Genomic DNA, 22,338 nt, shown 5'->3' with positions numbered 1-22,338 from the left:
ACCCGCGTGTAGCCGCGGCCGCATGAGCGACTCCGACGAAAACGCGGGCGACGAGACGACCGCAGGCGACGACGAGCCGACGGCAATCGGCGTGAAACTCGGGAGCACCCGGACGGTCATCGCCATCCCCGACGGCGACGGGTTGCGAACGGTCAAGACGCTCACCTGCCTCGCCACCTACGAGGACGTCATCACGGGCGAGGAGCGCGTCCTCTACGGCGAGGAGGCGGCGACGGAGTACCCCGACCGCGTGCAGTACACCCTCCGCTCCGGGCTCCCGGAGGACGAGGACCGCGCGGCGTTGACCGCGACGTTCTTCGAGGAGGTCATCGAGGCGAACGACGTCCCGACGGACAGCGCGGTGGTGTACGCCATCCCGACCATCGACAACGAGCGAGGGCTGGAGAACCTGCAGGCGGTCATCGAGGGGAGCGCGGTCGGCGAGGCGCTGATCCGCAGTTACCCCGAATCGCTCTGCGGGTCGGTCCCGGCCCTCGGCGACGGCCTGGAGGCCGTCGAGGACATCTTCGTCACCGTGAACCTGGGGTCGACGAACCTCGAAGCCTCGGCGTACCGCCGCGGCGAGCAGCTCGTCCCCTTCACCACGGGCGCGGTGACGGGCAACGAGGTCGACCGCCGCATCGCCAACTACGTCGAGGAGGAGACCCAGGGGCGGGTCAACGTCGACACCACGACCGCCCGGGAGTACAAGGAGGAACACGCCGACTTCGTCGACTTCGAGCCGTTCACGGACGTGATCCAGCAGCCCGGCGGCGGCTCCCACGAGTTCACCATCGAGCGCAGCGTCATGGACGCGGTCGACGAGTACGTCGACGAGGCCGTCGACGAGGTGGCGAACGCCTTCCTGCCGGAACTCGCCAACGACCACATCAAGGTCTACCAGCTGGCGCTGGACCGCCCCATCGTCCTCACGGGCGGGATGGCCTGCATCCCGGGCATCGTCGAGGAGTTCGAGGAGCGCCTGAGCGACGAACTCCAGCGCGAGGTGGAGGCGGTGGCGCCGGAGCGGCCGGAGCTCTCCGCGGCGGTCGGCGCCCAGCGCATCGCGGCGCGACTGGTCGACGCCGACGCGTACTGAGGCCGAACGCGACGTTTCGGGTCGAGCGAGGAGCGAGGGCCGACCGACGACGCTTTGGCCCGCCCGCGTGGACGGTGAGCCATGAAACAGGCCATCGTCGCGCGAACCGACATCGGGATGGGTCAGGGGAAGCTCGCCGCACAGGTCGCCCACGCCGCGCTCTCGGCGTACGAGGACGCAGACGAGCGGACGAGGCGGGCGTGGAAGGGCGAGGGACAGAAGAAGGTCGTCCTGAAGGCGAGCGGCGAGTCGCAGCTGTTCGAACTGGCCGACGCAGCCGAGCGGGCGGGCCTCCCGAACGCCATCGTTCGCGACGCCGGCCACACGCAACTGGACCCGGGGACGGTGACGGCGCTCGCGGTGGGGCCGGGCGACGACGAGGACGTGGACCGGGTGACGGGCGACCTCTCGCTGTACTGACGGACGGCAACCCCTAAGTGACGGGTCGACGAGTGTGCGGTATGTCACTCGCCACCGCCCTCGTCGCCGGCGGTGCCCTGGGCGCCCGCCACGCACTGGAGACGGATCACCTCGCCGCGGTGGCGACGCTGGTCGACGGGGACGGTGAGGGGGAGTCCCGGACGGGGACCGGTCGCGCGCATCCGGGTCTCGTCGGCGCCTCGTGGGGCGTCGGCCACACCCTCCCCATCGCGATCCTGGGGCTCGCGGCCGTCCGCCTGGGCGTGAGTCTCCCCGAGTCGGTCGTCCGCCCGGTCGAGGCGGTCGTCGGCGTCGTCCTCGTCTACCTCGGCGTGCGGATGCTCGCCGGGGTTGTCGACCGCCGGAAACACGCCCACGGGACCCATCCACTCCACCGCCACCTCGACGTGGGGAGCCTGTCCCTGGGGCGTCACGTCCACCTGCACGGCGATTCGCTGTTCGTCGGCGCGCTCCACGGCGTCGCCGGGAGCGGGGCGCTCGTGGTCGCGCTGGTGTCGACGGCGCCCGACCTCCCGACCGCCACCTCGTTCCTCGCAGCCTTCGCCGTCGGGTCGGTGCTGACGATGGCGGCGGTGTCCGCCCTGTGGGGCCGGGCGCTCGGGACGGGCGTCGAGCGGGCGCTCCGGGCGTTCGCGGGCGTCCTCGGCGTCGGCGTCGGCCTCCTCCTGATCGCCGAGGTGGCGGGGGTCGTCGGCTGACGGGGCGGGGGAACCGACACCCTCACCCGTCGGCGACGCGAACGGCCGGGGCGACGACGAGATGCGCGAGGCACACCCGCTGGAACGGCAGGTCGGCATCGACTACTACGTGAGCGACGGCGACGGCGTCGGCGGCCGCCTCCGGGGGACGCCCGCGGACTTCCGGGTGCGGGAACTCGAAGCCGTCGACCCGGAACCGCTCGACGCCGACCCGTCGGCGTACCCCCACCTGCTCGTCCGGGCGACGCTCACCGACTGGGACACCAACGACTTCGCGGGCGCGCTCTCGGACGCCCTCGGCGTGAGCCGCGAGCGGGTGTCGTGGGCCGGCACCAAGGACAAGCGCGCGGTCACGACGCAACTGTTCTCGATCCGTGGCATCGAGGCCCCCGACCTGCCCGCCCTCGACGGGGCCGACCTGGAGGCGCTCGGGCGGACGGGACGCAACCTCGAATTCGGGGACCTGGCGGGCAACGCCTTCGAGATCCGGGTGAGCGAGCCGGAGCGACCCGACGCCGTCGGCGACGTCCGCGACGCGCTCCGGGCGTTCGGCGGCGGTCGGCCCGCGGTGCCGAACTGGTTCGGCCACCAGCGGTTCGGCAGTCGGCGACCCGTCACCCACGAGGTGGGCCTGCACGTCGTCCGCGAGGAGTGGCGCGAGGCCGTCCTGGCGTACGTCGGCAATCCCGCCGAGACGGAGCCGGAACGGACGCGGGAGGCCAGGGCGACGGTCGAGGCGGTGGCGGCGAGCGACGACCCCGACTGGCGGGCCGCGCTGGAGGCGACGCCAGGCCACCTCGGCTACGAGCGGTCGATGCTCCACCGGCTGGTCGAGAACGGCGGCCGGGACCCGGCGGACTTCCGTGCCGCGCTGGAGGCGGTGCCCTGGAACCTGCAGCGACTGTTCGTCAACGCGGCGCAGTCCGTCGCCTTCAACCGCATCTGCTCGGAGCGCCTGCGTCGCGGCCTCCCCTTCGACCGGCCCGTCGCCGGGGACGTGGTCTGTTTCGCCGACGCGGACGCCCCGGCGGACCTGCGCCTCCCCGACACCGACCGCGTCCAGCGGGTGACCGAAGACCGGGTGGACGTGGTGGCCCGCCACTGCGAGCGGGGGCGGGCGTTCGTCACCGCGCCGCTCGTGGGTACCGAGACGACCCTCGGCGAGGGAGACCCCGGCGACGTCGAGCGCTCGGTGCTCGACGACTTGGGGCTCTCGCCGGCCGACTTCGACCTCCCCGGCAACTTCGACTCGTCGGGCACCCGGCGGGCGATACTCGTGGACACGGAGTTGACCGTCGAGCGCGACCCCCTCACCCTCTCCTTCTCGCTCCCGCGGGGGTCGTACGCCACCGCCGTCCTCCGTGAGTTCCTGAAGGCCGACCCGCGGGACCTCTAGGCCGTCGCGCCGGCGTTCCGTCGGTCCCCGCGGCCGTCCGGACCGGGCAGCCCGTAGCCGAGCAGGAAGAAGGGGACGCCGAGGACGACGCCCGCGACGGCGCCGAGGACGGCGAGGACGACGCCGAGGAAGTAGAGCGTCCCGCCCTGCGACGCGATGGAGAACGTCGTCGCCAGGACGAGCGCGAGGGCGGCGACGGCGGCGGCCAGCGCGCGGCGCAGCGACGTGTGGGCGGCCGCGTAGCCGACGAGCGTGACGGCGTAGAGGGGGAGCGCCGGCAGGACGAGCGTCAGGACGTTCGCGTCGTCGCGGATCGAGAGGTCGCCGAGGGGGAGCGCCCGGAGGAGGAGCGCGGCGACGACGGCGAGGGCGAACGCGCCGACGACGACGGCTGCGAGACGGGACGGCGAGAGGCGGTCGCGGACGGTCGGCAGCGCGAGGGCGCCGCCGAGGGCGACGGCGCCGACGCCGACGGCGAGCAGCGGGGGCGTCGACCCGGCGACGACGGCGCCGGCGTAGAGGGGGTGGGCGAGCGCGAGGGCGCCGAGGCCGAGGACGGCGAGCGCGCGGCGGTCGGGGGTGGTCGTCGACCCGAGGTCGGTGCGGCCGACGGTCCACGCGACGAGCGCGAGGCCGCCCGCGAACACCGCGGACGGGAGGGCGACCAGCAAGAGGAGGTTGCGGCCGACGACGCCGGCGAGGGCGGCGGCGACGGCGACGAGACTCCACAGCGGCGCGAGGAGCGATCCCTCGGGAGCGAGCGTCACGAACGGCCCGTCGCCCGACCCCTCGAAGGACGTGACCGTCATCCGGCGGTCGGAGACGTCGGCGCCGGGGAGGCCGCGCTCGACGACCATCCCCTCGGGGGCGACGAGCGTCAGGCGGTCGGCGCCGAGGCCGGCACGGACCATCGCGCCGGGGTCGTCGCGGAAGTAGCCGACGCGGAGGACGCCGCCGGGCGCGTCCGTGGCGACGGTCGGCGTCCGGTAGCGCAGCCGGACGGTGTCGCCGTCGACGCCCGTCGAGAGGAGGCGGGCGTCGTGGATCGAGACGGCGTCCTCGGCGACCGACCGGCGGAGCGTGGCGTTCTCGCGGAACGCCGCGGCGGCGGAGTCGTTCAGCCGGTTCTCGACGGTCCACGTCGCGGAGCCGTTCCGGTGGACCCGCATCGTGGCGGTGCTGCGTTCGATCCGAACGGGGTGGTCGTGGGTCTGTGCCGCGGAGACGAACCCGCGTTCGCAGGGCGAACAGACCGGAACGGGGCGGGGACTGGCGGTCGCCGCCCCCGTGGCGAGGGGGGCGAAGACGGCCCCGACGACGAGGGCGGCGAGGAGGACTCGCTGGCGGGACGAGGGGACCATGCGCGGGCGTGTGTCGCCGACACGGATGGGTTTTGTGCCCTCCGTCGGCGGCGAAGGACGGACTTATCCGGCGCGCGCGCCTGCGGCCGGCATGGAGTGTCGGCGGTGCGGGTCCCCGCTGGATCGCCCGGGTGATTACTGTCTGGTCTGTCACACGGGCAACTGCGACGCCGTCGTGCTCGACGTGGCCGAGGACCGCGCCCGGCTGACCATGCTCGACGGGGAGGAGGTGCTGGGGGAGACGGCCATCACCACCCGCCCGGAGGAGGAAGGTCGGAGTCGGGTGGTCGAGCGCCGCAACTTCGCGGGACGGATCGCCGACGAGATCCGTCGCAAGCGCCCGGAGACGGTGTTCGCGGCGGGCGATCGCGAGGTCATCCGTGCGGTGCGGGCCGAGACCCACTACGAGTTCTACCGCGTCGCGGGCGAGGACCCCGTGGCCGCGGTGCTGGATCGGCGGGGCGAGCGCGCGCTGGAGGTGGTCGAGACGCCGCCGAGGGAGAAACTCGGCGGGCGACACACGACGCTGATCGGCGGCCGGAGCGGCCGGCAGGCGATCTCGACGGTCGCGGAACACCCACACGTGAAGAAGATCGTCCCCGGCCCCATCGACGCCGGCGGGACGGGGTCGCAGTCGGGGCTGCGGGCGAAGGTGACGCGGGCCGACGACAACGGCAACGTCCGCCTCCTCCTGCGGGACGGGTCGAGCGTGCAGGAAAACCGGATCGTCACGACGGCGATGGACCGCGAGACGGGCGAGCGGGTCCGGGACGACCTGAACGAGGAACTCGCGGCGGTGGGCCTGCAGTAGGCCGGACTCGCAGGGTTTATCCGTTCGCTGCCGGTATCGATCAGTACTATGGCCGAGAACAAGGCACGCAGTACCGGGAGCGCGGGCCGGTTCGGCGCGCGATACGGGCGCGTCGCCCGCCGACGGGTCAAGGAGATCGAGAGCGACATGCAGAACGCGACGCTGGACGGCGACAGCGTGACCCGTATCGGGACGGGCGTCTGGAAGAACGAGGAGACGGGCGAGGTCTTCACCGGCGGCGCGTACCGGCCGGAGACGCCCGGCGGCCGCACCGTCCGACGGTCGATCCGCGCCGCGCTCTCGACCGACGACGAGGAATGAGCTACAAGTGTTCCCGGTGTAAGCGCGACGTCGAACTCGACGAGTACGGCGGGGTCCGGTGTCCGTACTGCGGGCACCGCGTGCTCCTGAAGGAGCGCGCCCCGACGATCAAGGAAGTCGACGTCGAGTAGCGTCGTGGCCGACGCCGCCCGAGACGACGCGCCACACCACCTCTGCCTCAGTTTCGAGTACGACACGGAGCGACGCGCGACGGTCGTCGAGCGGAGCGTCCGCGTCGAGGTCGGCGAAATCGACGACGCGCGGTCGGCGGCGCGGGTCGACCGTGACGGGCGGACGGTCCGAGTGCGGATCGGTGCGGCCGACCTCGTCGCACTCCGGGCGGGGACGAACACCTGGATTCGGCTGCTCGACGTGGCGGAGCGCGTGGCCGAAACCGCCGGCCGACGAGACGGGGCGCCCTGACGCGGGGGTCTCGGCGGTCGACGACGAGTCGGGAATACGGGGCTTTTTCACTCCGGGACTCGACGGTTCGCCCATGCAAGGAAATCTGCCGCCGGAGGCCCAGGAGAAACTCGAAGAACTGCAGGATCTCCAGGAGACGGCCCAGCAGGTCGCGGCCCAGAAACAGCAGGCCGAGACCCAACTCAACGAGTCCGAGACGGCGCTGGAGGCCCTCGACGACATCGAGGAGGACACCGTCATGTACCGAGAGGTCGGCGAACTCCTCGTCGAGACGGAGTACGACGAGGCCTACGACGACCTGGAGGAGAAGGTCGACAGCCTGGAGGTCCGCGTCGAACAGCTGAGCAAGCAGGAGGAGCGCGTCCGCGAGCAGTTCGAGTCGCTCCAGCAGGAACTCCAGCAGATGCTGCAGGGCGGCGCGGGCGGCGGCGGTGGCCCGATGGGCCCGGGCGGCGCCGGCGGCGCGTAAGGCAGTGGCCGACGACGACCCGGACGACGAGACGGTCGTCCGGACGGCGGCCGAGGCCGCCGAGGGAGTGGTGTTCGCGAACTACCGACAGTCCGCGGTCCGCGACCTGGACGTGACGGTGACGTTCGAGGAGGGGGTCCTCGACGTCGACGTCTACCTGAACGCGCCGGACGACGAGGCGGACCCGGAGGCGGTCGCGGACGAGGCCGCGCGGGCGGCGCGGGCCGCGGTCGACGACCTGTTCGGGGTCGGGGGCGACGGCACGGCCGACGCCCCGGAGTAAATTCGGTTAAATTCTCGTTAAACGCCGGTAAAATGGCGTTAACCGCCACCCGGCATTAACATGCGACGGTCCCCAGAGCCGGGTGGAGTGTTCGACACGATGCACGAGACGACCCGCAGAACGTTCCTTCGGAGTAGCGCAGCGGCCGCCGCGCTGGCGGTCGTGCCGACCATCGGCGCCGCGGACCGGGTGTGGCTGGACGTGGAGACGCCCGTCGGGTCGACCCTGTACGACGTGGAGACGACGGTCGGCGGCGAGTTCGCCGTCGGCGGCAGTGGCTACGTCCTCAAGCGCGCGGACGACGGGTGGCGGATCGCCGCGAGCGGCGGCCCCACCGGCAACGGCAACAACCTCTACGGCTCGGACGTGACCGACGACGGCGAGCGGCTCTGGTTCGTCGGCTCCAGCGGTGCCATCGGCGAGTACGACGTGCGGACCCGGGGGCTGAACGACCACTCGGCGCCGAACGACGTGACCAACAACTTCAACGACGTGGCCGTGACCGGCGAGGCGGGCGACGCGAACGTCTACGTCGCCGGCGACTCCGGGAAGATCTACTACAGCTTCGAGAACGGCGAAACCGGGACGTGGAACTCGGTGACGCCGGGAAGCGGGTCGAACATCAACGGGGTAGACTTCCACGGCCCCCGGTCGGGGCACGCCGTCGACGGCAACAAGACGGTGTTCGTCACCGACGACGGCTCGACGTGGGAGAAGGTCGGCATCGCCGACGCCAACAACAACTTCTACGGCGTCGACTCCGACGCCCCGGACGACCTGACGGTCGTCGGCGGCGGCGGCACCGTCTACCACTGGGACGGGGCCGAGTGGGTCCGCGAGGACACCGGCGACGCCTCGCTCCGCGACGTGGAGATGGACGGCGAGACGGGACTGGCCGTCGGCGGCGGCGGGGTCGTCTTCCGGCGCGACGCCGAGGGCTGGACTCAAGAGGCGACGCCCAGCGGGTCGAACCTGAAGGCGGTCGTCGACACCGACGGCCTCGAAGTCGCCGTCGGCGCGAGCGCGACGGTGCTCGAACGGTAGCCGATCCCCGGCGGGCAAGGTACTTCCGTACCGGTTCCCAACGGGGGGTATGCGAAAGCGGGTCTCCGTCGGTCTCGCGGTACTGATCGTGTTGGCGTCGGTCGCGCCCGCGGTGGGGGCGGCCGAACGGCCGGCCGCCGTCGACGCCGAGGCGGCCGGGGACGACGTGACACCCCAGCGGGCCGACCCCGAGAGCGACACCGTCGGCTGGGAGGACGGTTACTGGCACGACGAGCGGATCAGCGTCGACCAGTCCGACGGGCTCTCGGACGCGGAGATGGACGCGATGGTGAGTCGGGCGATGGCGCGCGTCGAGTACCTCCGCGACACCGAGTTCAGTTCCGACGTGCCGGTCGAGGTCATCTCCCGGGAGGAGTTCCAGCGACGGTCCAGCGAGAACCGGACGAGCAACGCCTCCTACGACGCCTGGAACGACCAGGTGTGGGAGGCGCTGTTCATCGTGGGCGAGGACCGGAGCGCGAACGAGGCGCTCCGGAGCGCGTCGGGGCAGTCGACCGCCGGCTTCTACGCCCCCGGCGACGACCGCATCCGGATCATCACCGACTCGACGGGCGCCCCGACCATCGACAACGCGACGCTGGTCCACGAACTCGTCCACGCGATGCAGGACCAGAACGGCAATCTGGGCGAGCGGATCGGTAGCTCGGAGACCCAGGACGGCAGCCTCGCGGTCGACGGCGTCGTCGAGGGTGAGGCCAACTACATCGAGACGCAGTACACCCAGCGCTGTGGCGTCGAGTGGCGCTGCGTCGAGACGCCGAGCGACGGCGGCAGCGGCACGGGGTCGCCCCCGAACCTCGGCATCCTCCTGACGCTGCTCCAGCCGTACTCCGACGGCCCGGTGTACATCGACTGGCTCCTCGAACGCGGCGGCTGGGACGCCGTCGACGCGGCCTTCGCCGACCCGCCGAACTCCACCGAGCAGGTGATCCACCGGACCGACGAGGCGCCGACGCCCGTCGAGTACGAGGACCGCGCCCGAAACGGCTGGGAGACGTTCCCGAACCAGGGTGAGAACGGCTCCGACACCGTCGGCGAGGCGTCGATGTACGTGATGTTCTGGTACCAGGCGCGGACCGCCCGGGCCGACACGATTCCGGTCCAGTCGGTGGCCCGGACCTCCGGCCCGCTGGACACGTACAACTACGACGCGCCGCCGTCGGCGGGATGGGGGAACGACCGGGTGTTCCCGTACTACAAGGGGAGCGTCTCCGACGGGGAGTACGGCTACGTCTGGGTGACCGAGTGGGACAGCGAGGAGGACGCCTCGGAGTTCGCCCGGGCCTACGGGGCCATCCTCGAAGCCCAGGGCGCACCCGGTGTCGGTGACGAGGTCGAGGGTGAGTACGTGATCCCCGAGGGTCGGTTCGCGGACGCCTTCCGCATCGACCGTGACGGCACGCGCGTCACCGTCGTCAACGGGCCGACGCCCGACGCGGTGGCGAACATCCGACCGCCCGAGTCGGACGGTGCGGCCGGGAGCGGGAGCGAGAGCGGCGCGGCGAGCGGGACGACGGCGAGCGCCGACGAGGCGGGCGGCTCGACGGGGCTGGAGGCGCCCGGCTTCGGACCCCTGACGGCCGTCCTCGCGGTGCTGGCGGCCGTCGCGCTCGCGGTGGCTCGGCGGCGCGACTGACGGCCCGACGGCACCCTTTTCACGCGGCGACGCCGAGAGCCCCCGAGATGCGCGCGCGTCCAGCCCTCGCGGTCGCGTTGCTCGTCGTCCTCGCGGGGTGTGGGGGGACGGTGGGTGGTCCCGAACCGGCGGGAGCGACGCCGACCGGGACGCCGACCGGGACGCCGATCGGGACGCCGACCGCGACGCCGACGGCGGAGCCACGCGAGCCCTTCGCCGACCCCGCCACGGATCGGCTGGGGTGGGAGGCGGGGCGCTGGCACGACGAACCGCTGGCCGTGAACGCCTCGGACGGCCTGAACCGGAGCGAGCGGTCGGCGGTCGTCGCGCGGACGATGGCTCGCGTCGAGCGCCTGCGGGGCCTCGAGTTCGAGTCGACGGTACCGGTCGAGGTGGTCGACCGGGAGACGTACCTCGCGCGGGAGACGGTGACCGCGACGGCGTTCGACGAGACGGTGTGGGAGGCGCTGCTCCTGATCGGCGAGGACCGGTCGGTCGCGTCGGTCTTCGAGTCGTTCTACGGCGCGTCGGTGCAGGGGTCGTACGTGCCGAGCGAGGACCGTATCGTGCTCGTGAGCGACGGCGAGGGAGCGAGGATCGACCGCCGGACGCTCGCGCACGAACTCGTCCACGCCCTGCAGGACCAGCACTTCGGCGTCGACCGCGGGACCCTGACGCGGGACGAGCGACTGGCGCGTCAGGGGTTGATCGAGGGCGACGCCGGCTACGTCGAGGACCTGTACGAGCGGCGGTGCCGGGGCGGGAACTGGACCTGCGTGCCGCGGCCGGACGCCGGGCCGGGGGCGAGCCTCGGCGGGGACATGGGCGTCTACGTCGCCGCCTACCAGCCGTACAGCGACGGCCCGGCGTTCGTCCACCGCCTGCGCCAGCGCGGCGGGTGGGCGGCGGTGAACGCCGCGTACGCGAACCCGCCGACGAGTTCGGCGCAGGTGATCCACCCCGAGCGGTATCCGAACTGGTCGGCCGAGCGGGTGCGGATCCCGGACCGCTCGGCGTCGAACTGGTCGCGGCTGAACCACACGCCGACGGGGACGACGGTGGGCGAGGCGTCGCTGTTCGCGACGATGTGGGCGAACGGCGGCGTCGAGACGTTCCACCTGCAGCGGCCGAGTCGCCCCCACCGGGCGTACAACTACACCCACCCCACGACGGCGGGGTGGGTCGGTGATCGGCTCGTCCCCTACCGGAACGCCGAGGGAGAGCGGGGCTACGTCCTCCGGATCCGGTGGGCGACGGACGGCGACGCCGCCGCGTTCGCCGTCGCCTACCGCCGTCTGCTCCGGGAGCGCCGGGGGGCCGAGCGCCGCGCCGGCGACGTGCTGGTCGTGCCGGCGGGGCCGTACGCCGACGCGTTCCGCGTTCGGCGCGAGGGGCGGACGGTCACGGTGGTGAACGCGCCGACGGTCGGGGCGCTGGCGTCGGTCCACGCGGGCTGAAGAGGAATCCTCTTCGACCGCGGCGACCGAACGAACGGATTTTTCACTGGGGGGGTCGAAGCCGCGGGGTATGGAACCGTTCGACATCGTCGGCCCGGAGGCCATCCGCGACGGGACGGCGACCGACGCCTACTTCCTGCGGACGGAGACGACGCTGCGACACGGCGACCGGAACCCGACGGTCGTCGCGGAGGTGACGGCCGATCAGTTCCCCGACGGCGAGTTCGAACTGCTCGCGGGAGTGAAGGACGCGGCCGCGCTGCTGGAGGGGTTGCGCGTCGACGTCGACGCGATGCGGGAGGGCCGCCTGTTCGACGGCGGGCCGGTCCTCCGGATCGAGGGGCCGTATCTGGAGTTCGCGCGGTTCGAGACGTCGCTGCTGGGCTTTCTCTCTCACGCCAGCGGCATCGCGACGGCGGCGCTGGAGGCGCGGCGGGCGGCGCCGGAGTCGACGGTCCTCTCCTTCGGCGCGCGGCACGTCCACCCGTCGCTCGCGGCCGTCGTCGAGCGGAGCGCGTTGCTCGCCGGCCTCGACGGCTTCTCCCACGTCGCCGCGGGCGAGGTGCTGGGTCGGGACGCCGGCGGGACGATGCCCCACGCCCTCCTGATCTGTTTCGGCCGCGGGAACCAGGAGGCCGGGTGGCGCGCGTTCGACGAGGCGGTCGGGCCCGAGGTGCCGCGGGTGGCGCTCTGTGACACTTACGGCGACGAGGTGGACGAGGTGCTCCGGGCGGCGGAGACGCTCGGCGAGGATCTGGACAGCGTCCGCATCGACACCACGGGGTCGCGGCGCGGCGACTTCCGGCACATCCTCCGGGAGATACGGTGGGAACTCGACGCCCGCGGCGTCGACGACGTGGGACTGTTCGCGAGCGGCGGCCTCGACCCCGCCCGACTCCGCGAGTTGCGGGACGTGGTCGACGGCTTCGGCGTCGGCGGTTACGTCTCCAACGCCGACCCCGTGGACTTCGCGCTTGACATCGTGGAAGTCGACGGGGAGCCGGCGGCAAAGCGTGGGAAGCTCTCGGGGGCGAAACAGGTCTACCGGACGTCCGGGGGTGGCCACCACGTCGGCCTGGCCGAGCGGTCGGGGCCGGCTGACGGCGAGGCGCTGCTCGAACCGCTGATCCGCGACGGCGACGTCGTCAGGGAGTTCGATCTGGACGCGGCTGCTGAGCGGGCGCTCGCGGACGCGGAGACGGTCGGGTTCGACTAGAGCTGTTCGACGCTACCGCCCTCGGGGCGCTCGCGGAAGACCTGGCCCTCGAAGAGCGTGATCATGGTGTCGTCGTCCTGCCAGGCGAGCGGCGAGATGCCGGCCTTCCGACAGGCGTGGGTGAGGAACTGCTCCTCGTTCCAGTCGTTCTCGACGGGGAGTGTGGGGTACATCCAGGCGTGCTGACCGTCGGCGTCGATGGCGATGCCGTGGGTGCCGAGTTCGAGGTCCGAGAGCGGGTCGTTGGTGAGGACGTGATTGCAGACGACACAGATGGAGATGTTGAGGCTCTCCAGTTCCGGGGGTTCGATTTCGGAGCCACAGGAGTCGTCCGAGGCGGCGGTGATGGCCGCGTCGACGATGGCGTGACCGAGCTGGTCGTTCCCGCGATAGGCGCCGGCACAGCCCCGGAGTCGGCCCCTGCCGCGGGTGGAGGTGATGCGGACGAACGCGCCGGTGCGTGCGTAGAACGCGTCGCGCATGCTGCCCGGCTGTTCGCGTTGCCCCTGGAGTACGTACGCTTCGACGGCCTCGCGAGCCAGTTCGACCGCCCGGGCGCCGTCTTCGTAAGAAAGGCTGACCGTCTGCGCCTCTGACATAGGGGATACGTTGCCCCGAATCGACTTGAACCCTTCCTTTCCACCGGGGAAGACCGTGATGAATTTCGGCCGACGGGTCGACCGAACGGCTTATTCGGCCGCCCCAGTTATCGGAAGGTGGCAGAGAGAGCCCGGCCCCCGTGCCCGTCGGGACCGACGGTCCCCCGGGCATGAGGAAAGTCCCCCCACCGTCCGGACGGGTGACCGGGCGCAAGCCCGGAGTCGGAGACGGCTGGCTCTGGAACAGAAACGAGACCACTCGGCCCGACCGATGAGGTGTGCGAACCCGAGCGCGAGCGAGGGGAGTTGACCCACCGAGGGCAGGAGATGCTACGCATCTCCGAACGGTGAACGGCGCGAGCCGTGAACTGCGGGATGCCACGCATCTCCGAACGGTGAACGGCGCGAGCCGTGAACTGCGGGATGCCACGCATCTCCGGGAACGCGAGCGGCGTTCGCCGCTCGCCGACGGTCGAGAACGGATGGAACGGCGAATCCTCACCGGTGCAAGTCCGCCTCGTCAAGGTAGTCCGGACGCGGAGGTGGACGCTCAGCCGAATGCCGGGAGAACAGAAGGGGGCTTACTCCTCTCAGCCGCTCACCCCGCCGAGCCACCGCGTTAGCTCGGGGTAGTCGGCGATCAGGCCGTCGGCGCCCGCCCGGACCGCCGCCCGCGCCTCGCCCCACGTTCGGATCGTCCAGACGTTCACCGCTCGTCCGGCGTCGTGGACGGCGGCGACCGTCCCGGCGTCGGCGTCCCGGATCGCCGCGAGCGACGGGTGGACGGCGTTGGCGTCGTACCGGGCCGCGAGTTCGCGGCCGGTCGCGAGGTCACGGCAGAGCGGCGCGAGCGAGGCGTCCGGGTCGCGCGCCCGCAGCGCGGCGAGGGCCCCCTCACGGAACGAGGAGTAGCGGATCTCGCGGCCGTCGAGGGCGTCGAGCACCCGGTCGACGAGGGGTTGCCAGCGCTCCCGCGACGCCTCGCGGTCGGCGGGCGGGAGCGCCCCCCGTCGGACGGTCGCCGCGCCGTGGCGCTTCAGTTCGACGTTCAGCGGGGCGTCGGTCCCGTCGACCAGTCGGGCGAGCGTCGGGACCGTCTCGCCGCTGTCCAGCACCTCGGCGGCCGTCACCGTCTCCGGGGACAGGTCGCGAACCGCGCCGGCGGCGTCGGTGACGCCCCGGGACCCCGCCGCCGCGTCGAGGCGAGCGTCGTGGAAGACGACGGGCGTGCCGTCCGCGCAGGCGACGACGTCGACTTCGACGGCGTCGGCCCGGTGGGCGGCCGCGCGGACGGCGCCGACGGTGTTCTCGGGGTTGACGCCCGCGAACCCCCGGTGGGCGAACACGGTCGGCTCGGTCATCCCTCGAATCCCGCCTCCCAGCGGAAGTGCCCGTCGCGCTGGATCACCTCGCCGTCGACGAGCAGTTTCGACCCCTCGTCCATGCGGGTGATGAGGTCGACGTGGACGGCGCTGGAGTTGCCCGCCTCGCCCGCGGGCAGGCAGGCGTCGTACGCGCGACCGAGCGCGAGGTGGACGGTGCCGGCCATCTTCTCGTCGAACAGCACGTTGTCGGTGGGGCGGGTGATGCCGCGGTTCATGCCGACGCCGAGTTCGCCGAGGCGCCTCGCGCCGTCGTCGGTGTCGAGGACGTCCGCGAGGGCGGCCTCGCCGACCGCCGCCGAGAAGTCGACCACCTCGCCGTCCTCGAAGACGAGGCGGGCGTCGCGGAGGTCGGTCCCCCGGACCGTGATGGGCACGTCGAAGGTCACCTCGCCGTCGGCGCCGGCCGGCGCGGTGAACACCTCGCCGCTGGGGAGGTTGTGGGAGTCGTAGGCGACGGAGGCGGCGCTGTTCACGGCGGTCCGGCCCGCGATGGGGAGGGTCACGTCGGTGCCGTCCGCGACGATCCGGACCTCGCTCCCGGCGTCGAGCAGGTCCGTGAGCCGGGCCATCTCCGCGGCCAGCGACTCCCAGTCCCGGAGGACGGCGTCGTAGACGAAGTCGCGGTACGCCTCGTAGGACATGCCGGCGGCCTGCGCGAGCGAGCGGGTGGGGTGAACCGTCGACACCCAGTCCGTCGCCATGCGGGCCTCGCGGACGCCCTCTCGGGCGCGGGCGTGAGCGCCGCGGACGTCGCCGGGCACGTCGGCCGTCGCCGCGGTGTTCCGACCGCCGCGGAGCGAGAGGAAGACGTCGGCGCGGTCGTAGAGGGCGCGTTCGGCGTCGGGGGGTGCGAAGTCGCCGTCGTGGGCGCGGAGGTACGCGCGGGTCACCTCGTCGGAGCCGTAGGTGGCGAGCAGGTTCGCCCCCCGGTCGCCGAGCGCCGCGGCGACGGCGACGGCGAGGTCGTGGGCGCCCTCGGCGACGCGCACCACCACGTCGTCGCCGGGATCGACCCGGGCGCTCCAGTCGACGAGCGTCTCGGCGTGGGCGCGGATGCGGTCGTCCATGCGGGAGGATGACCCCGGGGGCGCAAAAGGACGGGGGGCCCGACCGCAACCGCAACCACTACCTCCCGGCGCGCGGGAGTCGGAGACATGCAACTGGGCGTCGTCGGCCTGGGGCGGATGGGACGGATCGTGGTCGAGCGAACGCTCGCGGCCGGACACGACGTCGTGGCGTTCGACGTCGACGAGGAGGCGACCGCGGCGGCGGCGGACGCCGGCGCGGCGCCGGCGGACTCGCTGTCCGACCTCGCGGACCGCCTCGGCGACGGGAAGCGGATCTGGCTGATGGTGCCGGCGGGCGAGGCGGTGGACGCCGCGCTGGCGGACCTCGAACCGCACCTCGACGGCGGGGACGTGGTCGTCGACGGGGGCAACTCCCACTTCGAGGACTCGGTCCGGCGGGCCGACGGGACCGAAGCCGCCTACCTCGACTGCGGGACCAGCGGCGGCCCCGCGGGGGCGGAACTCGGCTTCTCGCTGATGGTCGGCGGGCCGGCGTGGGCCTACGAGGAACTCGTGCCCGTCTTCGACGCGGTGGCGACGGGGCCCGAGGGCCACGACCGGATGGGGCCGTCCGGGGCGGGCCACTACGTGAAGATGATCCACAACGGCGTCGAGTACGCGCTGATGCAGGCCTACGGCGAGGGGTTCGAACTGCTCCACGAGGGGCGGTACGACCTGGATCTGGAGGCCGTCGCGCGGACCTGGAACAACGGCGCGGTGATCCGCTCGTGGCTGCTCGAACTCTGCGAGGAGGCGTTCCGCGAGGAGGGGAGCGACCTGGGCGACGTGGCCGATCACGTCGCCGGCGGGTCGACGGGGACGTGGACGGTCCAGGAGGCGCTGGAACGGGAGGTGCCGGTGCCGCTGATCCATCAGGCGCTCGCGGAGCGGTTCGCCTCGCGCCGGGATCGGTTCTCGCGACGCCTCGCCAACCGCCTGCGCTACGGATTCGGACGGCACGAGGTCGCACGACGGGAGTAGAAACCCCGATCCGGCGCGGCAATCACAATTCCCTTAACCCCCGCATCCATACCGCCAGTCATGGTCGAGGTAAATCTGGTGGGGCTGAGTATCGGCGCAGCCCTCACGCTCACGGCCGTCGTCCTCCACCTCTCGAAGGGCACGGGGTGGACGGCCACCACCGACATCAGTCAGGAGGTACTCGAACGCCGGGCGGAGACGGTTCCCGAGACGGACTTCCCGGAACCGATGAACCGGGCCATCGGCGCCGGCGGCGGCGGGGCCGTCGCCGCGGGCGCCGTGGCCGGCGACGAGGAGGGAGCCGAACTCGAAGGCGGTGCCGAGGCGAGCGAGGAGTCCGGCCCCTGGGACGTGCCGGACGACGAGGCCGAGAGCTTCGAGATCGAGTTCGTCAAGGAGGGCGACACCATCGAGGTGGCCGAGAACGAGACGGTCCTGGAGGCCGGCGAGGACGAGGGCTGGGACCTGCCCTACGCCTGCCGGCAGGGCCAGTGTGTCTCGTGTGCCGGGCAGATCACCTCCGGCGGGAACTCCGAGGAGTACGTCGTCCACGACGACCAGCAGATGCTCGACGACAACGAACTCGACGACGGCTACACCCTGACCTGCGTGGCCTACCCGAAGGCCGACTTCACCATCGAAACCGGCGAGGCGCCCTAGCCGACGCCCCGAACTTCGAACCGCGCTCCGTTCTCCCCGTCGACGGCGTCGACGGTCCACCCGTGTGCGTCCGCGATGCGTTCGACGATGGCGAGCCCCAGCCCCGTCCCCCCGTCGTCGGTGTACCCCACGTCGAACACCGCCTCGTGGGCGTCGGCGGGGACGCCGGGACCGTCGTCGGCGACGTAGAAGCCCGCCCCGTCGTCGAGGGGACCGACGGTGACGGTCACGCCGTCCCCGTCGGGCGTGGCGCCGTGCTCCACGCAGTTGCCGAGCAGGTTCTCGAACAGTCGGCGGAGCGCGGCCTCGTCGGCCCTGATCGTCTCGTCGCCGTCGACGACGAGCGTCGCGTCGTCGGTGGCGACGGTCCGCCAGCACGCCTCGACCGTCGACCGCAGGGAGAGGGGTTCGGGTGAGAGCGAGTCCACGCCACGAGCGAGCGCCAGCAGTTCCTCGATCAGGCCGAACGCCCGGTCGAGCGACCGCGCGGCGCGGTCGAGGTCCTCGTCGTCGTACCGCTCCCTGGCGAGTTCGAGCGAGCCCTCGACGACCGACAGCGGGGTCCGGAGGTCGTGGGAGACGACGCTCGCGAAGTCGGAGAGCCGGTCGTTCTGCCGTTCGAGCGTCCGGGTCCGGTCCAGAAGCGTCAGCGCCGTGGCCGCGTTGGCCGCGAACACCTCCGCGAGGTGGACGTCGGCGTCGTCGAACGCGCCAGCCTCGGCGGCGCCGACGCTCAACACGCCGTGGTCGCCGACGGGGACGAACATCGACGCCCGGACCCCGGACCGGTCGTAGCCGTCGTCGACGGTGCGGACGTCGTCGTACACCAGCGTCTCGCCGGCGTCGTAGGCGCGGCCCGCCGTCCCCTCGCCGACCCGGTAGACGGGGCGCTCGCCGAGCGCCGCCTCGGCCTCGTCGGTGACGGCGACGGGGCGGAGTTCGGTCCCGTCGTCGTCGACGAGGCGGACGAGGTTCCGAGGGTAGCCGAGGACGTCGCTCACGGCGTCGGTGATCAGCCCGGCCACCGCCTCCCGGTCCTCCGCGCGGATCAGGGCGCGGGTCACGTCGTGCAGGCGTTCGAGGGTCCGTTCCCGTCGCTTCGCCTCCGTGATGTCGACGTAGAGCCCGAGCGTTCCGATCACCTCGCCGCGGTCGTTCAGCCGGGGGCTAGCGCGGAACAGGGTCTCGACGTGGGTGCCGTCCGCCGCGATCAGCGTGCGCTCCTGGTGGCCGAAGGTGCCCTCGCGTCCGCGGTCGAACCCCTCGATGGCCTCGGGCATCGACTCCTCGGCGTACAGCTCCCAGACCGAGCGGCCGAACACCTCGTCGGGGTCGTAGCCGAGGCGGTCGAGAAACCGCTCGTTGCAGTCCTCGACGATCGGTTCGTCGCCGACGTCGCGGAAGACGACGTACATCACCGGGGCGTCCTCGAAGAGCTGTCGGTACTGGGAGCGCCGGCGGCGTCGAGTCCGGTAGCCGTCGACGGCGTCGAGAACCCGCTCGGCGAGGCGGTCGGGGGGGACCGTCTTCGGGACGTAGTCGGTGACGCCGGCGGCGACGGCGTCGCTGGCGACGGATTCGCTCCCTCCGTCGGTGTAGATGACGACGGGCAGATCGGGATGCGCATCCCGGATGGCTTCGAGCAGGCCGAGGCCGTCCGTGCCGGGCGGGTCGTACTCGCTCACCACGCCGTCGACCGGCGGGGGGGACGCGGCCTCGAGGGCGTCGAGCGCCGCGTCGGCGTCGGGGACCGTGCGAACCGACAGTCGGTCGTCGGCGCGTTCCAGACCGGCGGCTACCGTCTCCGCAGCCGTCCCGTCGTCGACGTAGAGGAGCGGAATCGGCGGCTCGGCGGTCACGTCGGTCATGCTGTGGGGTGGGGGAGTGTAACGCTGCCGGTCGAGGGGATCAGTCGGCGGTCCCCGGCTCCGCGTCGGAGCCACGATCGGCCGTGGCGGCGCCCGCGTCCCGCCGGTCGGCGTCGGCCAGCGCGTCCATGCCGTCGACCGCGATGGCGACGAACGCCGCCTTGCTGATCAGGTCGAGGTAGGCGATCACCAGCATCGTCATGTCGCGGGTGAGCAGGCCGAGTCCGGAGGGGGCCAGCACCCAGACGACGGGGTAGAGCGTCCAGAGCGCGATCGTCAGGTTCCGGAGCGTGATAAAGAGGATGCGCGCCCGCTCGGTCTCGAAGGAGGCCAGCCGGGGGATGCGGCCGTACAGGTCGTACACCAGCACGCCGAAGGCGGCGAGGCCGCCGGCGAAGGCCAGCCAGCGGACGGTGCCGGGGACGGCGACGGCCACGCCGCCGAGGACGAGCAGCGTCACGTCGGCGACGACGAGGCGGACGAGCGAGCCGCGGCCGGTGTTCCCGAGCAGGGAGAGAAAGAGGAGGATGAGCGGCGTCGTGATCAACCAGTCCACGTAGCGCGGGACGGCGACGACCCGCCCGGAGACGGAGACCGTCCCGACGTCGAGGGCCATCAGCGCGTAGGCGACGGCTGCGACGCCCGTGACGCCCGCGAGCACGAGGTAGTGGGTGCGCCGCTCGGGGTCCCGCCGCAACCCCCAGAGCGGCGGCAGCGTGCCGAGCGTCATCCCGACGGCGCCGATGGCCGCCCACGTCGTCGACGTGCCGATCATCGTCCGCCCTCCTCGTAGCCGCCGTCACCGAGCGCACCGGCCGGGGTGGCGCCGGACGTCGTGCCCGGCCCCGACGCGTCCACGTCGAAGTCGGCGAGTTGCTCGCGCAGGCGAGCGGCCCGGCGGGTCAGTTCGTCCGCCGCGTCGTCCACCTCGGCGAGGGTCCGCTCCTGGCGGCTGGCGGTGTCGGTCACGCCGGTGGCCTCCTCGGCGGTCTGCTCGCTGATCGCGGCCACCTCGTCGAGGCTCTCGACCACCCGCTCGGTGGAGTCGGCCTGGCCGTCGGTGGCGTCGGCGATGTCCTGGATGCTGGTGTCGATCTCCTCGACGTAGTCGGCGATCCGCTCCAGCGCCTCGATGGCGCCCTCGACGGTCTCGACCCCCTCCGCGACGCGCTGGCCCGTCTCCTGGGTGCCCTCGACGACCTGCTCGGTCCGCTCGCGCACCGACTCGATGCGGGATTCGATCTCGCCCGCGGACTCCTTGGTCTCCTCGGCGAGGTCCTTCACCTCGTCGGCGACGACGGCGAAGCCGTCGGCGTCGCCGGCGTCGCCGCTGGCGTGGGCGGCCTCGATGGAGGCGTTCAGGGCGAGCAGGTTCGTCTGCTCCGCGATGTCGGAGATGACGTCGACGATCTCGCCGATCTCCGCCATCTCCTCTCTGAGCGCCTCGACCTCCGTCTGGGTGTGCTCGGTCGTCTGCTGGATCCCGTCGAGTTCCTCGACGGCCGCCTCGGCGGCGGCGCGGCCGTCAGCCCCCGCCTCCGCGGCGCGTTCCGAGGTGTCCGCGACCGTGTCGACGGTGGCGGCGATCTCCTCGGCACTGGCCGAGAGGTCGTTCACCTCGCCGGTCATCTCCTGGAGGTTCTCGGTCTGGGTGCGCGCCCCGTCGGCGATCTCCGCGACCGACTCGTTGACCGCCTCGCTCGCGGCCGTGGCCTCCGCCGCGTTCCGGTCGACCGCCTCCGCGGCGTTGGCCACCTCGGTGCCGAAGGTCTTGACCTCGCGGATCGTCGACTCGATGGCGGAGACCATGTCGTTGAACGCGGTCCCGATGGTGGCCATCGCCTCGTTCTCGTCGTTCACGTCGATCCGGCGGGTGAGGTCGCCGTCCGCGACGTCCCGCATCACCTCGCCGTAGGCCTCGGCGGTGCGTTCGAGGCGCTCGTTGGTCCGGGTCGCCTCGGCGCGGGCCGCCTCCGCTTCGGCGCGGGCCGCCTCCGCCTCGTCGAGGGCCTCCTCGACCTCGGCGATCCGTTCACGGAGCGAGGCGCGCATCCGGTCGAACGACCAGTAGAGCTGTCCGATCTCGTCGGTGCGACCGGTCGTCAGGTCGACGTCGAGGTCGCCGGTCGCCATCGCCTCGGCTTTCCCGGAGAGACGGCGCAGGGAGAGGGAGGTCCGGCTGCCGACGGTGACGCCGATCAACGAGAGGGAGATGACGGCCACGAGGATGAGACCGAGGATGCCGGAGATGATCTGTCGCTGGAGCGCGAAGGCCTCGGCCGCGGGCTGGGAGACGACGACCGCCCAGTCGGTCGTCTCCATCGGCGCGGCCGCGAGGGCATCGCTCCCCTCGCGTGTGAACGTCGCCCCCTCGAACGCCGCGGCGGGGACGGGCGTCGAGAGCGTCGTCGCCGCGGAGCCGATCAGGTCCGCGTTCGGGTGAGCGATGATCGTCCCGTCCTCGCTCACGACGACCGTCTCGCCGTGTTCGGTTCGGGGGGCGAACTCGCTCACCTGCCGCTCGAAGTTGACCATGTAGACCAGCAGCCGGTCCGACCGACCCTCGACCGGCGTCGCGACGGCGACGGTCGTGAAGTCCACCACGTCGGGGCGGAAGGGGTCGGTGACGAGGACGTCCTCCGAACCGGAGAAGGAGACGTCCTCCCGGGCGAACGGCGCCCCCTGAGCGCGCGCATCCACGCCGACGAGTTCGTCGTTCGAACTCGTCACGAGTTCGCCGCTGGTGGCGTCCACGTAGTGGACGGCGACGACGCCGGCGGGCGACCGCTCCTCGCTCGCGAGTTCGTCGAGATACGACCGGACCGTCGCCCGGTCGTCGCTCCGGAGGGCCGGGTGGTCGGAGGCGACCCGGGCCTGCGTCCGGATCCCGGCGAGCCAGGCGTCGAGCCGGTCCGCCCGCTGTTCGGACGTGTCGATCATGGTCCGTTCGACGTCCGCCCGCAACTGCGCGGACGCGTCGGCGCTCACCACACCGCCGACCGCGACCGTCAACAGCAACGCGGCCACGAGCGCGGCCGCCAACTTCAACCCGTAGCGCTCTCGCACGCGATCCAGAAGCGGAATGGCCATGCCTGTCGCGTC

General features: G+C 72.4%; 23 protein-coding genes and 1 other RNA gene. 17 read left to right on the top strand and 7 right to left on the bottom strand.

Annotated elements, in window-relative coordinates; genetic code table 11:
• The first annotated feature begins 22 nt into the window (after positions 1-22).
• The 4 genes from NBT67_RS10765 to truD all read left to right on the top strand — a co-directional run bounded on the left by NBT67_RS10765 (position 23) and on the right by truD (position 3,634).
• Positions 23-1,099 (top strand): actin-like salactin, encoded by a 1,077-nt coding sequence (locus NBT67_RS10765; RefSeq protein ID WP_251341721.1) that lies wholly within the window; start codon positions 23-25, stop codon positions 1,097-1,099.
• 81 nt (positions 1,100-1,180) lie between these two features.
• Positions 1,181-1,519: a peptidyl-tRNA hydrolase Pth2 gene (gene pth2 / locus NBT67_RS10760; protein WP_251341720.1), complete on the top strand. Its 339-nt coding sequence runs from the start codon at positions 1,181-1,183 to the stop codon at positions 1,517-1,519.
• 41 nt (positions 1,520-1,560) lie between these two features.
• Positions 1,561-2,238, top strand: coding sequence for a high-affinity nickel-transporter protein (locus NBT67_RS10755; RefSeq protein WP_251341719.1), 678 nt, complete (start codon positions 1,561-1,563; stop codon positions 2,236-2,238).
• A 61-nt stretch (positions 2,239-2,299) separates the two neighbouring features.
• Complete coding sequence (truD, locus tag NBT67_RS10750) at positions 2,300-3,634, top strand: tRNA pseudouridine(13) synthase TruD (protein ID WP_251341718.1); 1,335 nt, start codon at positions 2,300-2,302, stop codon at positions 3,632-3,634.
• On the opposite strand, the gene NBT67_RS10745 is transcribed toward truD, so the two are convergent.
• On the bottom strand, positions 3,631-4,995 hold the full coding sequence (locus NBT67_RS10745; protein ID WP_251341717.1) for a hypothetical protein: 1,365 nt from the start codon (positions 4,993-4,995) through the stop codon (positions 3,631-3,633). The genes truD and NBT67_RS10745 overlap by 4 nt on opposite strands.
• Positions 4,996-5,086: 91 nt before the next feature.
• On the opposite strand from NBT67_RS10745, the gene NBT67_RS10740 reads away from it, so the two are divergent.
• The 10 genes from NBT67_RS10740 to NBT67_RS10695 all read left to right on the top strand — a co-directional run bounded on the left by NBT67_RS10740 (position 5,087) and on the right by NBT67_RS10695 (position 12,676).
• Entirely contained in the window at positions 5,087-5,806 is a 720-nt protein-coding gene (locus NBT67_RS10740) for a DUF2103 domain-containing protein (RefSeq protein ID WP_251341716.1), read from the top strand.
• A gap of 48 nt (positions 5,807-5,854) precedes the next feature.
• Complete coding sequence (locus tag NBT67_RS10735) at positions 5,855-6,127, top strand: eL43 family ribosomal protein (protein WP_251341715.1); 273 nt, start codon at positions 5,855-5,857, stop codon at positions 6,125-6,127.
• On the top strand, positions 6,124-6,258 hold the full coding sequence (locus NBT67_RS10730; RefSeq protein WP_114448489.1) for a DNA-directed RNA polymerase subunit P: 135 nt from the start codon (positions 6,124-6,126) through the stop codon (positions 6,256-6,258). The genes NBT67_RS10735 and NBT67_RS10730 overlap by 4 nt, the downstream gene beginning before the upstream one ends.
• A gap of 4 nt (positions 6,259-6,262) precedes the next feature.
• Complete coding sequence (locus NBT67_RS10725; protein WP_251341714.1) at positions 6,263-6,550, top strand: KEOPS complex subunit Pcc1; 288 nt, start codon at positions 6,263-6,265, stop codon at positions 6,548-6,550.
• Between the two features lie 73 nt (positions 6,551-6,623).
• Positions 6,624-7,019: a prefoldin subunit beta gene (locus NBT67_RS10720; RefSeq protein ID WP_251341713.1), complete on the top strand. Its 396-nt coding sequence runs from the start codon at positions 6,624-6,626 to the stop codon at positions 7,017-7,019.
• A gap of 4 nt (positions 7,020-7,023) precedes the next feature.
• Complete coding sequence (locus NBT67_RS10715; protein WP_251341712.1) at positions 7,024-7,302, top strand: DUF3194 domain-containing protein; 279 nt, start codon at positions 7,024-7,026, stop codon at positions 7,300-7,302.
• A gap of 99 nt (positions 7,303-7,401) precedes the next feature.
• Complete coding sequence (locus tag NBT67_RS10710) at positions 7,402-8,346, top strand: WD40/YVTN/BNR-like repeat-containing protein (protein WP_251341711.1); 945 nt, start codon at positions 7,402-7,404, stop codon at positions 8,344-8,346.
• A gap of 49 nt (positions 8,347-8,395) precedes the next feature.
• Positions 8,396-10,003 (top strand): Hvo_1808 family surface protein, encoded by a 1,608-nt coding sequence (locus NBT67_RS10705; RefSeq protein ID WP_251341710.1) that lies wholly within the window; start codon positions 8,396-8,398, stop codon positions 10,001-10,003.
• Positions 10,004-10,050: 47 nt separating this feature from the next.
• Positions 10,051-11,460: an Hvo_1808 family surface protein gene (locus NBT67_RS10700; protein ID WP_251341709.1), complete on the top strand. Its 1,410-nt coding sequence runs from the start codon at positions 10,051-10,053 to the stop codon at positions 11,458-11,460.
• 70 nt (positions 11,461-11,530) lie between these two features.
• Positions 11,531-12,676, top strand: coding sequence for a nicotinate phosphoribosyltransferase (locus tag NBT67_RS10695; RefSeq protein WP_251341708.1), 1,146 nt, complete (start codon positions 11,531-11,533; stop codon positions 12,674-12,676).
• On the opposite strand, the gene NBT67_RS10690 is transcribed toward NBT67_RS10695, so the two are convergent.
• A complete protein-coding gene (locus NBT67_RS10690) occupies positions 12,673-13,275 on the bottom strand; it encodes a TIGR00296 family protein (protein ID WP_251341707.1) in 603 nt (200 codons plus the stop codon). The two genes, NBT67_RS10695 and NBT67_RS10690, sit on opposite strands and share 4 nt — an antisense overlap.
• A gap of 119 nt (positions 13,276-13,394) precedes the next feature.
• Here NBT67_RS10690 and rnpB point away from each other — a divergent pair.
• Positions 13,395-13,871, top strand: an RNA gene (gene rnpB, locus NBT67_RS10685) — RNase P RNA component.
• Here the strand turns inward: rnpB and NBT67_RS10680 are convergent.
• Together NBT67_RS10680 and NBT67_RS10675 are read right to left on the bottom strand one after the other, a co-directional pair.
• Positions 13,866-14,636 (bottom strand): glycerophosphodiester phosphodiesterase, encoded by a 771-nt coding sequence (locus NBT67_RS10680; protein ID WP_251341706.1) that lies wholly within the window; start codon positions 14,634-14,636, stop codon positions 13,866-13,868. The two genes, rnpB and NBT67_RS10680, sit on opposite strands and share 6 nt — an antisense overlap.
• A complete protein-coding gene (locus tag NBT67_RS10675; RefSeq protein WP_251341705.1) occupies positions 14,633-15,727 on the bottom strand; it encodes an aminopeptidase in 1,095 nt (364 codons plus the stop codon). Before NBT67_RS10675 ends, NBT67_RS10680 begins: the two co-directional genes overlap by 4 nt.
• Positions 15,728-15,814: 87 nt before the next feature.
• Between NBT67_RS10675 and gnd the strand changes: the two genes are divergently transcribed.
• Both gnd and NBT67_RS17995 read left to right on the top strand, forming a co-directional pair.
• On the top strand, positions 15,815-16,708 hold the full coding sequence (gene gnd, locus NBT67_RS10670; RefSeq protein ID WP_251341704.1) for a phosphogluconate dehydrogenase (NAD(+)-dependent, decarboxylating): 894 nt from the start codon (positions 15,815-15,817) through the stop codon (positions 16,706-16,708).
• Between the two features lie 60 nt (positions 16,709-16,768).
• Positions 16,769-17,368 carry a 2Fe-2S iron-sulfur cluster-binding protein gene (locus NBT67_RS17995; RefSeq protein WP_305881845.1) on the top strand — a complete coding sequence of 200 codons (600 nt, stop codon included), beginning with the start codon at positions 16,769-16,771 and terminating at the stop codon, positions 17,366-17,368.
• Here the strand turns inward: NBT67_RS17995 and NBT67_RS10660 are convergent.
• Genes NBT67_RS10660 through NBT67_RS10650 form a run of 3 tightly spaced genes read right to left on the bottom strand, consistent with a single transcriptional unit; the run spans position 17,365 to position 22,326 of the window.
• Positions 17,365-19,236, bottom strand: a complete 1,872-nt coding sequence (locus tag NBT67_RS10660) for a receiver/sensor box histidine kinase (protein ID WP_251341703.1) — start codon at positions 19,234-19,236, stop codon at positions 17,365-17,367. The genes NBT67_RS17995 and NBT67_RS10660 overlap by 4 nt on opposite strands.
• Positions 19,237-19,276: 40 nt before the next feature.
• A complete protein-coding gene (locus NBT67_RS10655) occupies positions 19,277-20,011 on the bottom strand; it encodes a bacteriorhodopsin (RefSeq protein WP_251341702.1) in 735 nt (244 codons plus the stop codon).
• Complete coding sequence (locus NBT67_RS10650; protein WP_251341701.1) at positions 20,008-22,326, bottom strand: methyl-accepting chemotaxis protein; 2,319 nt, start codon at positions 22,324-22,326, stop codon at positions 20,008-20,010. The genes NBT67_RS10655 and NBT67_RS10650 overlap by 4 nt, the downstream gene beginning before the upstream one ends.
• Between the last annotated feature and the right edge of the window lie 12 nt (positions 22,327-22,338).

The organism is Haloplanus sp. GDY1, assembly GCF_023703775.1.
GTDB classification, from domain to species: Archaea; Halobacteriota; Halobacteria; order Halobacteriales; family Haloferacaceae; genus Haloplanus; species Haloplanus halophilus.
Note: the sequence above shows the minus strand (reverse complement) of the source record. Positions and strands in the feature narration are given on the sequence as shown.

Excerpts from the sequence above, each read along its gene's own strand:
- truD (WP_251341718.1), top strand. The coding sequence starts at position 2,300 with ATGCGCGAGGCACACCCGCTGGAACGGCAGGTCGGCATCGACTACTAC.
- NBT67_RS10730 (WP_114448489.1), top strand. The coding sequence starts at position 6,124 with ATGAGCTACAAGTGTTCCCGGTGTAAGCGCGACGTCGAACTCGACGAG.
- NBT67_RS10710 (WP_251341711.1), top strand. The coding sequence starts at position 7,402 with ATGCACGAGACGACCCGCAGAACGTTCCTTCGGAGTAGCGCAGCGGCC.
- NBT67_RS10735 (WP_251341715.1), top strand. The coding sequence starts at position 5,855 with ATGGCCGAGAACAAGGCACGCAGTACCGGGAGCGCGGGCCGGTTCGGC.
- NBT67_RS10755 (WP_251341719.1), top strand. The coding sequence starts at position 1,561 with ATGTCACTCGCCACCGCCCTCGTCGCCGGCGGTGCCCTGGGCGCCCGC.
- pth2 (WP_251341720.1), top strand. The coding sequence starts at position 1,181 with ATGAAACAGGCCATCGTCGCGCGAACCGACATCGGGATGGGTCAGGGG.
- NBT67_RS17995 (WP_305881845.1), top strand. The coding sequence starts at position 16,769 with ATGGTCGAGGTAAATCTGGTGGGGCTGAGTATCGGCGCAGCCCTCACG.
- NBT67_RS10680 (WP_251341706.1), bottom strand. The coding sequence starts at position 14,636 with ATGACCGAGCCGACCGTGTTCGCCCACCGGGGGTTCGCGGGCGTCAAC.
- NBT67_RS10695 (WP_251341708.1), top strand. The coding sequence starts at position 11,531 with ATGGAACCGTTCGACATCGTCGGCCCGGAGGCCATCCGCGACGGGACG.
- NBT67_RS10705 (WP_251341710.1), top strand. The coding sequence starts at position 8,396 with ATGCGAAAGCGGGTCTCCGTCGGTCTCGCGGTACTGATCGTGTTGGCG.
- NBT67_RS10690 (WP_251341707.1), bottom strand. The coding sequence starts at position 13,275 with ATGTCAGAGGCGCAGACGGTCAGCCTTTCTTACGAAGACGGCGCCCGG.
- NBT67_RS10720 (WP_251341713.1), top strand. The coding sequence starts at position 6,624 with ATGCAAGGAAATCTGCCGCCGGAGGCCCAGGAGAAACTCGAAGAACTG.
- NBT67_RS10700 (WP_251341709.1), top strand. The coding sequence starts at position 10,051 with ATGCGCGCGCGTCCAGCCCTCGCGGTCGCGTTGCTCGTCGTCCTCGCG.
- NBT67_RS10675 (WP_251341705.1), bottom strand. The coding sequence starts at position 15,727 with ATGGACGACCGCATCCGCGCCCACGCCGAGACGCTCGTCGACTGGAGC.
- NBT67_RS10765 (WP_251341721.1), top strand. The coding sequence starts at position 23 with ATGAGCGACTCCGACGAAAACGCGGGCGACGAGACGACCGCAGGCGAC.
- NBT67_RS10740 (WP_251341716.1), top strand. The coding sequence starts at position 5,087 with ATGGAGTGTCGGCGGTGCGGGTCCCCGCTGGATCGCCCGGGTGATTAC.
- NBT67_RS10655 (WP_251341702.1), bottom strand. The coding sequence starts at position 20,011 with ATGATCGGCACGTCGACGACGTGGGCGGCCATCGGCGCCGTCGGGATG.
- gnd (WP_251341704.1), top strand. The coding sequence starts at position 15,815 with ATGCAACTGGGCGTCGTCGGCCTGGGGCGGATGGGACGGATCGTGGTC.
- NBT67_RS10650 (WP_251341701.1), bottom strand. The coding sequence starts at position 22,326 with ATGGCCATTCCGCTTCTGGATCGCGTGCGAGAGCGCTACGGGTTGAAG.
- NBT67_RS10745 (WP_251341717.1), bottom strand. The coding sequence starts at position 4,995 with ATGGTCCCCTCGTCCCGCCAGCGAGTCCTCCTCGCCGCCCTCGTCGTC.
- NBT67_RS10660 (WP_251341703.1), bottom strand. The coding sequence starts at position 19,236 with ATGACCGACGTGACCGCCGAGCCGCCGATTCCGCTCCTCTACGTCGAC.